Raw genomic sequence first — 14,581 nt, forward strand, 5'->3', positions numbered from 1 at the left:
AAAAAATAAAAATTAACGTTGACGTTTGTCGCTTTGTTCAGTTTTCAAAGTTCAACCGCCGCTCTTAAGCGACTTTATCATCTTATCAAGTTTTCAACGTAATGTCAACAACTTTTTAAAATTCTTTTTTTAGCTTCGTTTTTAACGGTATGTCTCAACGACGCTTTATAATAATAAAATATATTTTAACTAAAGTCAACAGTTTTTAAAGAAAAAATTAAAAACTATTATTTATAGACTTGAACAATGACTACTGTACCGTATTATAGTAAATATTATAGGCAAAAGCCAGCTGTAACTTTGCCTTCTTTGTTCCTGCGCTTTTACATATTCTTTTTTATTATTCTTATAGAAGAAACTAAAAAAGAGCTGTCCATTAGACAGCCCTTTCTTATTTCCCTTTAAAACTAGGTCTTCTCTTCTCAGCAAATGCTTGAAGCGCCTCTAAACGATCTTCTGTCGGAATCGTTAACTCATATGCTTTTCGTTCAATTTGCAAACCAGTCTGCAAATCGGCCTTCATTCCTTCTTTGATAGCAAATTTTGCTTGCTGAAGCGCAATTGGCCCATTTTTCAATAAAAGAGAGATAAAAATATCTATTGTTTCTTCTATTTCATATCCGGGAGCCACCTTCGTTACTAGACCACATTCTTTCGCTTCTGATGCTGAGAGACGCTGAGCTGTTAAAATTAGTTCCATTGCTTTTGCTTCCCCAACTAACCGAGGGAGACGCTGTGTTCCTCCTGCGCCTGGTATAATCGCTAAGCTTGTTTCCGTTAAACCCATAAGCGCTTCGGTTGAAGCAACCCGGAAATCACATGCTAAAGCCAGCTCCATTCCTCCTCCAAATGCATATCCATTGATGATTGCTATCGTTGGCTGAGGAAGCTGCTCTATCTTCGAAAACACTTCTCCTATTTTGTAAATATTGCGCTTTACCTCTTGATCAGAAAGGGTTTTACGTTCTTTTAAATCGGCCCCTACACTAAAAGACTTTTCACCTGCCCCTTTAAACGTCACAACTCGAATATCTTTTTGAGTACGAATTCCTTCAATTACTTCTTCCAATTCTTTAAGCATATCGTAATTAAAAGCATTCATTGCTTCCGGACGGTTCAGTATCACATGGGCGACGTGTCCCTTCATTTCATAAGAAATAGATGACATCCTTTTACCACCTCCAACTTGGAATCGCTTTCATTTTATCGCTCCTGGGATACTTGTTGCTTCAGTGCACGCCGTAAAATTTTTCCCGTTGTATTTTTAGGAAGTTCTTTTAAAAATTCAATTTCACTTGGCACTTTATATTTAGCAAGGTGCTCTTTGCAGTAGGCAATAAGCTTCTCTTCCGTTATCTCTTGATTATTGCAAACCACGTAACACTTCACACATTCACCTAAGGAAGGATCAGGGACTCCGATAACAGCCACTTCTACAATATCCCGATGCGCATATAGCACTTCTTCTACTTCGCGAGGATAAACATTATATCCTCCTACAATAATTAAATCTTTTTTACGGTCAACGATATAAAAATAACCTTCCTTATCCATTCTTGCTAAGTCACCTGTATACAGCCAACCATCTCGGAGAGCATATTCCGTGTCTTCAGGAAGCTTGTAATACCCTTTCATCACGTTAGGGCCTTTGACGATAAGTTCGCCGACTTGTCCTACTTCTACTTCTTCTCCTAGTTCGTTTACCACTTTATTTTCAACATTCATAATAGATGTGCCTATAGAACCGGCTTTTCTCTCTCGGTCAATCGGATTGAAACACGTCACAGGAGAAGCCTCAGATAATCCATACCCTTCTGCTACCATTACCCCAAACTTACGTTCAAAATTGGTTAGAAGTGCCACCGGCATTGATGCCCCCCCTGATATACAAAGCCTTACCGTGTGAAAGTGCTCTTTTTTCCCTTTGTCATGCTGAAGTAAGAAATTATACATTGTGGGAACGCCGGCAAAAATAGTCGCTTGTCGATTTTGAATTAATTCAAATATAGAAGATGGACTGAATTTTGGTTCAATTAATATCGTTCCTCCATTCATTAAAGGCGCATTCAATGAAACAGTTAAACAAAATACGTGAAACATCGGCAAAGCAGCTACGACTCGGTCATTCCCATTTATACTTAAATAATCTGCTACGTCTTGAGCATTTGAATAAATATTTTTATGTGTAAGCATAGCTCCTTTTGGTTTTCCAGTTGTTCCTGACGTATACAGAATGAGGGCCACATCTTCTTCTTTTAACTCCAGAAAATCATATGTAGCTTCCCCTCTGTTTACAACTTGCGAAAACGTGTGAAAATAAGAAGGTATATTTTCTACTGTATCTGTCGTTTCACACAAGATAACGTGTTCCAAAAATGGAGCGTGTCCAATGATTTTCTTTAAAATAGGGAGAAGTAAATCAACCGCAATAACTGCTTTTACATCCCCATCCTGAAGCATGTAGCTAATTTCATCCGCTGTGTAAATAGGATTAATGGGTATAACAGTAGCTCCTACTCGAAGAGCACCGTACAATCCAATAACAAAATGAGGCGAGTTGCCGACAATCAAAGCGATATGATCTCCTTTTTTTACACCTAATTGCTTCAGACCATTAGCAAACTTAGATACCGATGCATCAAGATTTGCATAAGATGTTTCCTGGTCCATAAAAACATATGCCGATTTTTGTGGAAATTGCTCAGCTGTTTTATGAAGCTGTGCTGCCAAATTCATCTCATAACTTCCTCCTTTTAATAACGAATGAATGAACGCCCATTCATTATTAAGTCATAATAATGTAAAAATTCTTACTTCTTCTATTATATTATAATGTTACTGCTGTTCTATTGACAAGACTCATCTGTTTAAAAAGAAAAAAAGCCTGATATAGCAGACTTTTTTCTTAATAGATTAATTCAACAAACTCTTCTTTTGTAATATTACCAAAATAATGTGGAATATCGATGTCTTCTAAGGCTTGTTCAATAGAAGCTTTTTCATAACGAACACCTGTTAATTTTCCCTGCACTTCCTGGACATCCCCCACTCCAAAGAAATCTCCGTAAATGGTGCAAGCATCGATTTTCCCTTTATTCACTTCTAAACGAACGTCAATTTGTCCCACAGGAAAGCGGTGAGAGTGCTGTAAGTTAAATTTAGGTGATTTTCCATAGTTCCAACCCCATGACTGATAGCGCTCTTTAGAAATTTGATGAATCGTTTCCCAATCTTTTTCCGTTAGTTTATATTCTGTTATATTTTCTTCTCCGTCAAAGATATATCGAAGCAGCATTTCTCTAAACTCTTCCACCGTTACTTTCTGTTCTAAAAATTCGCTGATATTTGCTACTCTATTTCGAATAGACTTAATGCCTTTGGATTCAATTTTATCTTTTTTTACTCTTAACGCTGATACGACGTTTTCAATCTCTGAATCAAAAAGAAGAGTTCCATGGCTGAACATTCTCCCTTTCGTTGAAAACTGAGCATTTCCAGAAATTTTCCGTCCTTCAGCCATTAAATCATTTCGTCCGCTTAGCTCAGCATTAACTCCTAATTTCTTTAACGCTTCCACGACCGGCTCGGTAAACTTTTTAAAATTATGAAAGCTATTTCCATCGTCTTTCGTAATAAAGCTGAAGTTTAAATTTCCTTTATCATGATAAACGGCACCGCCTCCAGACAGACGTCTCACTACATGAATTTGCTGATCTTCAACATATTTTGTATTAATCTCCTCAATGGTGTTTTGGTTTTTCCCAATAATAATAGAAGGTTCATTAATATAAAACAGCAGATATGTCTCATTAATGTCTAGATGCTTAAGCGCATACTCTTCAATTGCTAAGTTAATTCGGGGATCATAGTTTTTTTGATTATCAATAAATAACATTCATTTTCCTCCTTGTTATTCCCATACATATCCTGATTCAGCTAACGTAAGCGTACCTCTATAATGAGCAGCGGCTTCCTCTACTAGCTGTTGATGTTCTCCATAGTGCGGAAGGTGAGTAAGCATGAGGTGTTTGACACTTGCTTTTGAAGCAAGTGTACCGGCTTCTGTACTTGTCATGTGTCCAGCGCCTCTTCCATCCTGATTGGCATAAAAATTACATTCACAAATAAGAAGATCTGCTTCTTCTGAGAAGGAAACAAACTCTTCTAAATAACTAGAGTCCGCTGTGTACACGACAGTTTGATTGCCGGCGCTTATTCTCATGGCATAACAAACGACTGGATGTTTCGTTTTCATAAATTCGATGGTAAAAGGCCCAACTTCAAGTTTTTGACTCGGATCATACTCTACCCCTTTAGTAATTCCTTTATGAGTAAGTTTGTTGAAGCTTTCCTGATCATATGTATGTCCATAAATAGAAAGTTCCTTAACAGCGTTTCCTAGATGAGTCTGAATGAGGCGTGCATATTGAAACACTCCGACATCAGCCACGTGATCATGATGATAATGAGATAAAATCATAGCATCTATTTCTTCTGGCTTTGCATATTTTTGCAGCTGAGCCAATGCACCGCTTCCGCAATCAACAAGCAGCTTAAAACCATCGTGCTCCAATAAATAGCTAGAAGTAGCTTCTGAAACCGCAGGATATCCTCCCCAAAAACCAATAACAGTTACTTTCATTTCAATCACCCTTTCGTACTATTTTTATTACGTTCAGTATACCCTACTTTTTTTTGAAAACTAACTGAAAGGCACTTGTTTCGATCATTTTATCGAAATAACTCATTGTTATATAACAAATAACCACTTAGAATAGCAAAATAGGCTAAATTGTTATAAAACATAATTGACATTTCATCATCTGTTATAATACAATGTTAGTAACAAAAACAACGGAGGGGATTTAAAATGTTAGAAAAAATGACTGAATTTTTCAAAAGATTACCTAATAAAAAGTGCGTAGAATGTGGAAACGACATCGAGGAACAGCATGAGTGCTACGGAAATAAATGCGATCACTGTCTAGATATCATGAAATAAAAAAAGCTGAAACTGTTATAAAACAGTTTCAGCTTTTTTTATACGGTTAAACTGCGATACTCGTTTGGCGTAATGCCTTCTACTTTTTTAAACACTTTTCGAAAGTATTTATCATCATGATATCCAATCATATTCGCAATTTCATAGATTTTTAGTTCTTCATTTAGTAAAAGTGATTTGGCTTTATTCATTCTGACTTTCACCATATAATCTGAAATGTTTTCTTGAAATTCTTGCTTAAACTTTCTCGAAATGTATTCACGGCTTAGATAGAAACGTTCCGATATTTCTTGAAGCTTCACATCTCGATGAAAATTTTGCTGCAAATATTGTTCGATTTCATAAATAACGTCCCGATTGTTTTGCTTGCTATACCTTTTTACTACTTTTAAAAAACGCTTTACTTCACGCTTCTTTCTCTCTACATACTTTGCTAGCTGAAACTGCCCATCTTGGTTATAGAAAAAAGAAAGAACATATTCAGGACCGTTATTTATCGTATAAGGAATGTGATATCTTTTTAACCAATGCTGGCTTAACAGCTGATATTCCTGCTCAAAATGCAGAATTTGCTTTAATGAGAGATAATTTTGCGCTTCAAAAACTGTGATAATTTCGTTGAATACCGGCAAAAAGGCTTCAAACTTCCCGACTTGCAGCGCTTCTTCAATTTTACTGTTATAGTCCATCATATTTATTAATAAAGCACTTGCTAAAACGTCTTGCTCGCCGTAGACCTTCACTTTATTTTGATCAAGAACATTGCTTAATAAAAGCGAATTTTTCGCATCTTCATAGGATTTCATTAGCTGATCAATAGAAGAAACTTTGCACCCTCTTGCAATCCGACAGCTCACGTCTAACGTACGGCGAATGGCTGTATGTAAAGTCGTCAGTAAAGAGGTTATGCGTTCAAAATCATTCCAAAATATAATGATAATTTCCCACTTATTTGATAAATAACGGAAGGCTACCCCATTTTCTTCTTCCATCAGCATTTCATTGATTACATTTAAAATTGAAAAATAGGCTAAATCCCGGTCACCGCCAAAAGAACGAATGATAGATTCATCTACACGTACAATCCCCACTTCATATTCTCTAGTCAAATGGAAACCAAACTCTTCATAGATTGATTGATTTAGCAAATAATTGTTCATTAACTGCGTCAGTTTTCGATCTCGATAAATCGGCTTCATTTCATTGATTAAACGATAGCTGCTATTATGGACTTTTCTGAACTCTTCTTCTTTCTTCCACTGGGTTACAGCTCGTACAAGCGTATCGTTTAAAATCGAAGGATCCACTGGCTTTAGAATGTAATCCGTACTTCCAAAATGAATAGCTTTACGCATATAGTGGTAGTCATCATACCCTGTTACCACAATCGTTTTGCTAGAAGGTGAATTCTCTTTAATCCACTCCAACAAAGCAATTCCATCGATATTAGGCATCTTCATATCAGTAAAAATGATTTCCGGTCCATGATCCTCGATAAGCGCAATCGCTTGCTCACCGCTATCAGCTTCTATCACATCTGTAATTTCATGCTCTTCCCACTGTCCAAGCAGCTTTATTCCTTCTCTTACATGCTCTTCATCATCCACGATTAATACTTTCATCACTATCCCTCTTTTCTTCAATTGTTGTTAGCTTTATGACAACGGTAAAATCGTGATTTTCTTGACTGCTAATTTGCATTGAAGCATGATCTCCATAGTAGATGCGAAGTCGTTCATAAATGTTTTGCAAGCCAATATGCTCATCTGTTTGATTATACGATTGCTGAAGTCTCGTTTTTAATTGATTCAACTCTTGTTGCCCTATCCCTTTTCCGTTATCAGAAACAGTTAGAATCAGTTCTTCACCGCTCAACTCAGCTGAAATCAACAGCTTTCCGCTTCCTGTGCGGGTTTCAAATCCATGCTTAAAAGAATTCTCAACAAGAGGCTGCAAAATCATTTTCGGTATTCGCATAAGCTCTGCCTCTTTTTCGATATTTAACTCATACTCAAACTTTGAACCAAACCGCTGCTTTTGCAGACTTAAGAAAGCTTTTACGTGATCGACTTCTTGCTTTAAGCTAACGATATCCTCTTTCATATTCATGCTGTAACGCATAATGTGGGAAAGTGAGGTTAATAAAGAATATACTTCAACTGCTTTATGCTTAAGAGCAAGAGTTCCAATCGATTGAAATGCGTTGTATAAAAAATGCGGATTAATTTGTGACTGCAGCACTTTTAGCTGCGTTGATTTATTTTCTAATTCCAATCGAAATTTACGTTCAATCAAGTCATTAATTGTTTCTACCATAGAGGTAAAATGCCTTCCTAAAACACCAAATTCATCGTTTCCAAGCGACTTAAACCGCACCTCAAATGATCCTTTTTCCACTTCTTTCATATTGCGAATCAATACGTTAATCGGCTGTGTAAAACGTACTGATATAAAAAGGGTAGCGATAACGAGCATACACAAAAATGGTAGGCCAATTAATACATTCATAAGTGCTGTCTTTCTTGCATCCTCATATAAAACACTGTAAGGAATTCGTTTCACAATGTACAAGTCCTCAAAGGGCTGTTTAAGCTTTTCATACATTAATACGCCTGAGAAGCTTTTATCTTCCCATTCCATGCTATGGTCTTTTTGAGAAGTAAGCGCCTTCACCCACGCGTAGTTTTCATTTTTTCCAATAACCTTTGAATCAGAGGAATACAAAACCTTCCCTTTATTGTTCATTAAATAAAAATCTTCTGACTCTTCATTATATAGACGCTGCGATATAGATTGAATTTGTGTCATATTAATGTCTAAAGATAGATAAGCTAACAACTTGTCTGATGGAATCTCATCAATCCGCTGATGAAAGCTAATCACTTGATTCGGCAGTGAATCAATTAACGTTGATAAATTATTGTAGCTATAAATTTCATGGGTAGGCTCAATCACAAGAAATTTATGATTTTTATTTAAATAAGAATAGTAAGGCTGAGTGTAAATATCATCGTACTTCCCTCTGCTGCTCACTTTCGAATTGTAAGCTGTATATGAATCATGCCCGTTTTCAATGTAAAGATGGAGCTGTTCAATCTCTGGACGAGTATTATATAAATAAAGAAGAGTTCGTGATATTTCCAGTTGATTGGCTCCTAAGTCACTTGATACACCTTCATCTAATACCTTAATAAATGGGTGATAGCCGTACAGCCTTTTTGTAATATTAGCAATTTCATTTAAGTAATCGCTCAAATCATTGCTTCCGTTTTTAATAACTTGATAGTTGGTAGAAATAAATCGATTCTTAACCGTTTCTTTGGTGTACTGATACGTAAAAATCGTTGAAATTAAAAATGGAATAACCGTTGCGAATAAGAAAAACAAAATTAATTTCTTGCGTATGCTCCAGCCTTTCACAAATAACCTCCTTTGACTAATGTCATACATTATGACTATTATTATACATTAAAAGCGCTTTCAATTGACTATTATTTTTTCATAGCTATGAATCTAACCAACTATTTTTTCACATCAAAAAGTCCGCGTTTTCCACGCGGACTTTTTGTTTATTTTTTCATTTTTGCCCAAATTGTATCTAATTTCTTCATAAACTCTTCTTCCGTCATTTGCTTGCCTGCGTAAGACTGCATTGCTGCGCCCACTTCTTGAACCGTTCCTTCCGGATACTTAAACCAGTTCCAAGATAATGTTTTACCTTCTTCAGAATATTTTAAGATATCATCAGATAAAGAATCGATTCCTTTTCCATCGATGTTTTTGAACGCTGGAATGAACTTGAACTTTTCAACTAAGAATTTTTGACCCTCTTTAGAAGAAACCATCCAATTTAAGAATTCCTTTGCTGCTTTTTTATCTGCATCTGGCGCATTTTTGTTCACTACCCAGTTATTTGGAACTCCGATTGCTAATTTATCATTTTTCTTTGCATCGTTGCTGATTGGCATTGGAATAAAGCCCATTTTCATGTCCGGATTAATTTTGGTAATCATATTTACCGTCCAGTTACCTTGTTGCATCATTGCTGTTTCACCAGAAGCAAATTGAGTAACTTGTGTATTGTAGTCTGTCGTTAGTGGATTTTTATTTCCATACTTTAACGTTAAGTCGAACAGATTCATAAATTGCTTAAACGTTTCATTGCCTTCAAATTTTGCTTTTCCTTCGTTTAGACCTTTAATAAACGCATCTGGATCGTCTTGCTGTGCCATTGGAATATTAAATAAGTGGTTACCTAGCACCCACCACTCGCCGTATCCATTAGAAAATGGCGTAATTCCTTTTGCTTTAAGCTTCTTAGAAGCTGCTTCTAATTCGGACAGCGTTTTAGGTAATTCTTTAACGCCTGCTTTTTCAAATAAATCTTTATTATAAATAAAACCATAACCTTCTAAGTTTAGCGGCTGACCATAAATTTTCCCGTCCATTGTCATCGGTTCTTTGGCGATATCATACAGATTATCTACCCACGGCTGATCAGATAAATCTTCCAATTTATCCTTCCACGTTTGCGCTTCTTGGAACCCTCCATTGTTAAAGATATCAGGTTCATTTCCAGAGGCAAACTGTGCTTTTAATGCTGCACCATAGTCCGCGCCTCCGCCGACTGTTTGGATGTTAAACTTTACGTTTGGATGTTCTTTTGTATATTCATCCGTTAATTCTTTCAGCTGATCTGCAATTTCCACTTTGAACTGGAACATATCAATAACAACTTGATCACCTGAGCCTGTTGATTTACTTGCTTTTGAATCCGTACCTGAGTTTGAACATGCTGTCGCAAATAAAAGTGATGTTGCTAACACGCCAGACATTATTGAAAGCCTTTTCATTTTCATTCGTTTTGCCCCCCTTGATATCTATCTCTCTTTATTTTACCGATTCTAGGACATTTGAACAGGTAACAATATTGAACAACCGAGTGGAAAATATTGAACACCCCCTTCAGCACCCTTCGACAGTTCTCTCTTCTTCTGCAAAAATTTCTATAAATTTTTTGTCTGTTTTATTCCACCTAATAACATTTATAGACAAAATTATGTTAATATGTAGAGTGATAGATTCATAAGAAAATTTATGAATTTTTTTAACTTGTATAAACAAAGTGAAGGGGTTTACATGAAAACTAAAAAGCGCAAAAAAACACATGTCTCATTTCGAATTAACTGGCTGTTTATTGTGGTTTTCCTGCTTTTTTCTGCACTCATTTTACGATTAGGCTTCGTACAGATCGTGTACGGAGAGAACTATAAACGAGAAGTTGAAAAAACAGAAGATGAAACGGTAGATTCACCGGTTCCTCGCGGAAAGATGCTAGACCGCTATGACCGCGTTATCGTGGATAATAAACCGTTGAACGCTGTCACGTACACGCGTTTGAAAGGCGTCACTCAAGAAGACAAGCTAAAAGTAGCTAAAAAGCTTGCCACTCTTATTGATGTTCCTGTTACAACAGACGTGTTTGGCAAATCGGATAAAAAGAAAGATAAAAATACGATTAAGCTAACAGAACGCGACTTAAAAGATTACTGGATTGCAACTCATCCAAAAGCAGCAGCGAAAAAAATTACCGCAGCGGATAAGCAAAAAGTAAAAGAAGAAAAAATTTCTGAAGATGATTTGTATCCTCTTCAGCTGAAGCGTATTACTAAAAATGAACTTCTATCGGTGAAGGACGACCTTGAAGTTATTGCCATTAAAAGCAAGATGGAAGGCGGGTATGCGTTAACTGCTCAAATTATTAAAAGCGGGTTAACCGATAAAGAGCTTGCCGTTATTAGTGAGCAGCTGAGTGACTTGCCGGGCGTCGATACGACAACTTACTGGGACCGTATGTATACATACGATGACTTACTTAGTACGCTGCTTGGTAAAATCACATCAGCTGATGAAGGATTGCCAAGCGAAAACTTACAGTACTATTTGTCACACGGCTATAGCCGTAACGACCGAGTTGGAAAAAGTTATTTAGAAAAGCAGTACGAAGACGTTCTTCGCGGTCAAAAAGCGCGCATACAAAACGTAACCGATCGCTCCGGCAACTTAGTGAGCCAAGAGACCGTTACTGAAGGTCAGCGCGGCAGTGACTTAATTTTAACAATTGATATGGAACTTCAAAAACAAGTCGAAGATGTTTTAACGAAAGCTGTACTTGAAGGCGCTGCTAGGAACCGCCTGATGGACCGAGCGTTTGCTATCATGATGGATCCACATACAGGAGACATTTTAGCGATGGGAGGAAAACAGCTGGTTACTGACAAACAAACAGGAGCACGCAAAGTTCAAGACTTCGCGCTTGGAAATCTTACAACTTCTTATGAAGTAGGTTCCGCTGTTAAAGGAGCGACCGTTCTAGCCGGACTTGACTCAGGTGCAATTCAGCCTGGCACGGTTTTTTATGACGCGCCAATGAAGTTTGCTGGTACTAAACCGAAGAAATCCTCTCATAATATGGGAGCTACAGGTATTGAAAAAGCCCTTGAGCAATCTTCTAACGTTTTTATGTATAGAACGATTTTAAACATGGCTGGTGAAACTTATCGACCTGGTGGATCACTGCATATCTCGCCGTCTATTTTTAATAAGATGCGTTCATACTACAGCCAGTTCGGTCTTGGCATTCCAACTGGAATTGATTTAGAAAACGAATCAACCGGTATTCGTAATACTGTAACAAATGAACCTGGTAAAGCTCTCGATTTTGCAATTGGTCAATACGATACGTATACACCGCTTCAGCTTGTTCAATACATTTCAACAATTGCCAACGGTGGATACAGAATGAAACCTCACCTTGTGAAAGAAATTCGTGAGCCTGAACTTGACAGCGAACTAAAAGGAAGTATACAAAGTTCCGTAGAACCACAAGTATTAAACCGTATTACAATGAATCAGTCACAAATTGACATCGTAAAGCGTGGTTTCCGTCGTGTTGTTACTGCTCAAGGCGGTACTGGGCATGCCTTGTATACAAATCCAAAATATAGAAAATATAATATAGCAGGTAAGTCAGGAACAGCTGAAACCTATAATCAAGGCGTAAGCGTACGTAACTCCACTTTTGTCTCTTATGCGCCTTATGACAATCCTGAAGTAGCCGTAGCAGTTGTTATTCCTTCTGCGTATGTGGCTGGAGCGAATTCTGGAGGACAAAGTAAAACTATTACAGGTGATGTTATTGATGCCTACTTCAAACTTAAAAAGCAAGGAAATACAGAAGTAGAGCAAAAAGAAGAAGATGCAAAAACAGGAAATACAGAATTAAACGGTGTAAAAAAAGATGATAATGAACAATAAAAAAGGTCTCGTCATGAGACCTTTTTTGTTTTTTCTATGAAAAAAGCCCATCTCACTGAGACAGACCGCGTAAAAAGTATAGTTCAATTAATTCAGCAATTTTTTCTTCTGAAAGCGGCTCATGCCGTTTTTCCCAATCATAGACGAGTGCAATGTACATTTTAAATAATAAAAAAGCTGTGAGCTCCGGGTTGCACGGTTTGATTTCTTTTTTAGAAATCGCAATTTCGATTTTGTTTTTTATATAAGTCAAAATCTCTTCTTCTACTCGCACCAGCACTTCTTGCACTGCTGTAGTGCCTAACTGCTGTTCCTGTACCAGCTTCAGCATGAGCTGATGCTCAGTGCGGAATTCTAAGATTCGAAAAATGGCTGCTTGGGCATTTTCAAAAAAAGGACGGTTGCTATCAATGACAGTTTCAGCTGCATCTGTCATTTCTCGAATCATTCGTGTAACAATTTCATCGAATAACTCTTCTTTGTTTTTAAAAAAAGTATAAATCGTTCCTTTTCCGACATTTGCAAGCTTCGCCACTTGCTCCATAGTCGTTGCTTTATATCCAAACAGCGCAAATGATTTTGACGCTGCATCAACAACTGATTGCTTTCGGTCTATCGCCACGTTATCCCCTTCTTTCTGACCGAATGAATATTTCGGTCAACAAGTACGGTTTTACTATAGCACAAGTTTCTTTTGCTTTTCAACCACAATCTGTTCTCTTAGTATAACCTTTCTCTACAGGTAGTAGACAAAAAAGCGGAGCATTGATTCACCGCTCCACTTCTACAGTTGCTGCACATATTTAACCGCTTTTTTAGCCACATCTTCTCCTTGCTCTACACATTCCGGTATACCCAGACCTTCGTATGAGCTTCCCGCTACATAAAGACCGGCAAGCTCTTTTTCAAGCTGTTCGTTCATCGTATCTAGCATATCGTGATGTCCGACCGTATACTGAGGCATTGACTGCTTCCATCTCGTTACCGCGTAGAATTCGGGCTCAGCAGAAATGGTGATGAGCTTCTTCAAATCCTCCAGGACAATTTTAAAAATTTCATCGTCAGGCTGATCCACTACAGCTTCATCCCCGGTTCGTCCAACCAAACATCTCAGCAGCACTTTTCCTTCCGGAACCGCATGCGGCCACTTTTTATTCAGCCACGTGCACGCCGTAATCGTGTAATCGCTATTTCTTGAAACGGCGATGTTCATTGCATCTAGATTGTCTTGCAACGCTTCTTGTGCAAAGGCTATCACAACAGTAGCTACTGAAGTGGATGGCATATGCTTCAACGGTTCGAATATTTTATATTCCGAAAGCATAGACTGAGCAGCTGCATGAGGAGAAGTTACAATAACGCTGTCTGCTTTTATGACTTTCCCGCTATTTAACGACAATTCATATGCGGTATCTTCTTTATAAATTTTCTCTACTTTTATTCCTTTTGTAATAATATCAGGATCTATTGCTTTTTCTACCCCATCTACTAGCGATTGAAGACCTTCTTTTAATGTTAAAAAGACACTATTTTTTTTGAACTCCGAATCATCACCGTGCTGTGGGTGAATTTCTTTTAGCTTTTTCATTCCAACAATTAAGCTTCTGTACTTATGTTCAGCATGCAGAAACTGTGGAAATGTTGATCGTAAACTCAAGCGATCAACGTCTCCTGCGTAAATTCCTGATAATAGAGGCTCAATTAAATTTTCAACAACTTCATCACCAAACCGTCTTCTAAAAAACACGCCTAGCGAACGGTCATCCTGATTTTTTGTCTTCGGTATAAAAAAATCAGCTGCTGCGCGCAGCTTGCCAACAGGTGAAAATAACCCTGTTGTGATAAAAGGAGATAACTTGGTTGGTATCCCCATTACAGCACCATCAGGCAGCGCATGCGGTGTATCTTTTACTAGAATATAGGATTTTCCTTTTTCATTTCCGACTAGCTCCCTGCCTAGCCCTACTTCTTTTGCCAGTTTTGTAGCAGCTAGCTTACGCGCTAAAAATGAATCCGGACCTTTTTCAAATAAATACCCGTCTCGTTTTACCGTTTGAATTTTTCCACCAAGCCGATGCGTCGCTTCTATTAGTTGAAGGTCAATTGGCAGCTGATGATCCTTTATTTTTTTTTGCAAATAATAGGCAGCTGAAAGACCTGTTATTCCTCCACCGATGATGACAACCTTTTTTCGTCTATCCGTCATGTTATCATCGCCTTTTCTGTAAAATTCAATATAAAGAGAAGCGATTATGGAAATCC

At 37.5% G+C, this 14,581-nt stretch carries 11 protein-coding genes; 2 read left to right on the forward strand and 9 right to left on the reverse strand.

Annotated elements, in window-relative coordinates:
• Nucleotides 1-391 precede the first annotated feature (391 nt).
• The 4 genes from ACFX4E_RS23450 to ACFX4E_RS23465 all read right to left on the reverse strand — a co-directional run bounded on the left by ACFX4E_RS23450 (nucleotide 392) and on the right by ACFX4E_RS23465 (nucleotide 4,642).
• Nucleotides 392-1,168, reverse strand: a complete 777-nt coding sequence (locus tag ACFX4E_RS23450; protein ID WP_028410294.1) for an enoyl-CoA hydratase-related protein — start codon at nucleotides 1,166-1,168, stop codon at nucleotides 392-394.
• 35 nt (nucleotides 1,169-1,203) lie between these two features.
• Nucleotides 1,204-2,736: a fatty acid--CoA ligase family protein gene (locus ACFX4E_RS23455; RefSeq protein ID WP_098332981.1), complete on the reverse strand. Its 1,533-nt coding sequence runs from the start codon at nucleotides 2,734-2,736 to the stop codon at nucleotides 1,204-1,206.
• 169 nt (nucleotides 2,737-2,905) lie between these two features.
• A complete protein-coding gene (lplA, locus tag ACFX4E_RS23460) occupies nucleotides 2,906-3,895 on the reverse strand; it encodes a lipoate--protein ligase (protein ID WP_377238623.1) in 990 nt (329 codons plus the stop codon).
• A gap of 15 nt (nucleotides 3,896-3,910) precedes the next feature.
• Nucleotides 3,911-4,642 (reverse strand): MBL fold metallo-hydrolase, encoded by a 732-nt coding sequence (locus ACFX4E_RS23465; protein WP_098334700.1) that lies wholly within the window; start codon nucleotides 4,640-4,642, stop codon nucleotides 3,911-3,913.
• A 228-nt stretch (nucleotides 4,643-4,870) separates the two neighbouring features.
• Between ACFX4E_RS23465 and yhfH the strand changes: the two genes are divergently transcribed.
• Nucleotides 4,871-5,002: a protein YhfH gene (gene yhfH / locus ACFX4E_RS23470; protein WP_013055337.1), complete on the forward strand. Its 132-nt coding sequence runs from the start codon at nucleotides 4,871-4,873 to the stop codon at nucleotides 5,000-5,002.
• Between the two features lie 38 nt (nucleotides 5,003-5,040).
• Here the strand turns inward: yhfH and ACFX4E_RS23475 are convergent, their stop codons facing one another.
• From ACFX4E_RS23475 to ACFX4E_RS23485, 3 genes are all read right to left on the reverse strand, one after another.
• Nucleotides 5,041-6,624, reverse strand: coding sequence for a response regulator (locus ACFX4E_RS23475; RefSeq protein WP_377238625.1), 1,584 nt, complete (start codon nucleotides 6,622-6,624; stop codon nucleotides 5,041-5,043).
• Nucleotides 6,602-8,422, reverse strand: a complete 1,821-nt coding sequence (locus ACFX4E_RS23480; RefSeq protein WP_098334699.1) for a cache domain-containing sensor histidine kinase — start codon at nucleotides 8,420-8,422, stop codon at nucleotides 6,602-6,604. Before ACFX4E_RS23480 ends, ACFX4E_RS23475 begins: the two co-directional genes overlap by 23 nt.
• Before the next feature lie 149 nt (nucleotides 8,423-8,571).
• Nucleotides 8,572-9,861, reverse strand: coding sequence for an ABC transporter substrate-binding protein (locus ACFX4E_RS23485; protein WP_028410288.1), 1,290 nt, complete (start codon nucleotides 9,859-9,861; stop codon nucleotides 8,572-8,574).
• A 280-nt stretch (nucleotides 9,862-10,141) separates the two neighbouring features.
• On the opposite strand from ACFX4E_RS23485, the gene ACFX4E_RS23490 reads away from it, so the two are divergent.
• Nucleotides 10,142-12,319 carry a peptidoglycan D,D-transpeptidase FtsI family protein gene (locus ACFX4E_RS23490; protein ID WP_095380412.1) on the forward strand — a complete coding sequence of 726 codons (2,178 nt, stop codon included), beginning with the start codon at nucleotides 10,142-10,144 and terminating at the stop codon, nucleotides 12,317-12,319.
• Between the two features lie 52 nt (nucleotides 12,320-12,371).
• Here the strand turns inward: ACFX4E_RS23490 and ACFX4E_RS23495 are convergent, their stop codons facing one another.
• Both ACFX4E_RS23495 and hemY read right to left on the reverse strand, forming a co-directional pair.
• Entirely contained in the window at nucleotides 12,372-12,941 is a 570-nt protein-coding gene (locus ACFX4E_RS23495) for a TetR/AcrR family transcriptional regulator (protein WP_013081690.1), read from the reverse strand.
• A 162-nt stretch (nucleotides 12,942-13,103) separates the two neighbouring features.
• Complete coding sequence (gene hemY / locus ACFX4E_RS23500) at nucleotides 13,104-14,525, reverse strand: protoporphyrinogen oxidase (RefSeq protein ID WP_025751394.1); 1,422 nt, start codon at nucleotides 14,523-14,525, stop codon at nucleotides 13,104-13,106.
• Nucleotides 14,526-14,581 lie beyond the last annotated feature (56 nt).

Origin of the sequence: Priestia sp. YIM B13491, from assembly GCF_042787605.1 — a bacterium.
In the GTDB taxonomy this organism is placed as follows: domain Bacteria; phylum Bacillota; class Bacilli; order Bacillales; family Bacillaceae_H; genus Priestia; species Priestia megaterium_E.

Bases quoted from the DNA above. Each gene is read 5' to 3' on its own strand.
- ACFX4E_RS23450 (WP_028410294.1), bottom strand. From the start codon at position 1,168: ATGTCATCTATTTCTTATGAAATGAAGGGACACGTCGCCCATGTGATA.
- ACFX4E_RS23455 (WP_098332981.1), bottom strand. From the start codon at position 2,736: ATGAATTTGGCAGCACAGCTTCATAAAACAGCTGAGCAATTTCCACAA.
- lplA (WP_377238623.1), bottom strand. From the start codon at position 3,895: ATGTTATTTATTGATAATCAAAAAAACTATGATCCCCGAATTAACTTA.
- ACFX4E_RS23465 (WP_098334700.1), bottom strand. From the start codon at position 4,642: ATGAAAGTAACTGTTATTGGTTTTTGGGGAGGATATCCTGCGGTTTCA.
- yhfH (WP_013055337.1), top strand. From the start codon at position 4,871: ATGTTAGAAAAAATGACTGAATTTTTCAAAAGATTACCTAATAAAAAG.
- ACFX4E_RS23475 (WP_377238625.1), bottom strand. From the start codon at position 6,624: ATGAAAGTATTAATCGTGGATGATGAAGAGCATGTAAGAGAAGGAATA.
- ACFX4E_RS23485 (WP_028410288.1), bottom strand. From the start codon at position 9,861: ATGAAAATGAAAAGGCTTTCAATAATGTCTGGCGTGTTAGCAACATCA.
- ACFX4E_RS23490 (WP_095380412.1), top strand. From the start codon at position 10,142: ATGAAAACTAAAAAGCGCAAAAAAACACATGTCTCATTTCGAATTAAC.
- hemY (WP_025751394.1), bottom strand. From the start codon at position 14,525: ATGACGGATAGACGAAAAAAGGTTGTCATCATCGGTGGAGGAATAACA.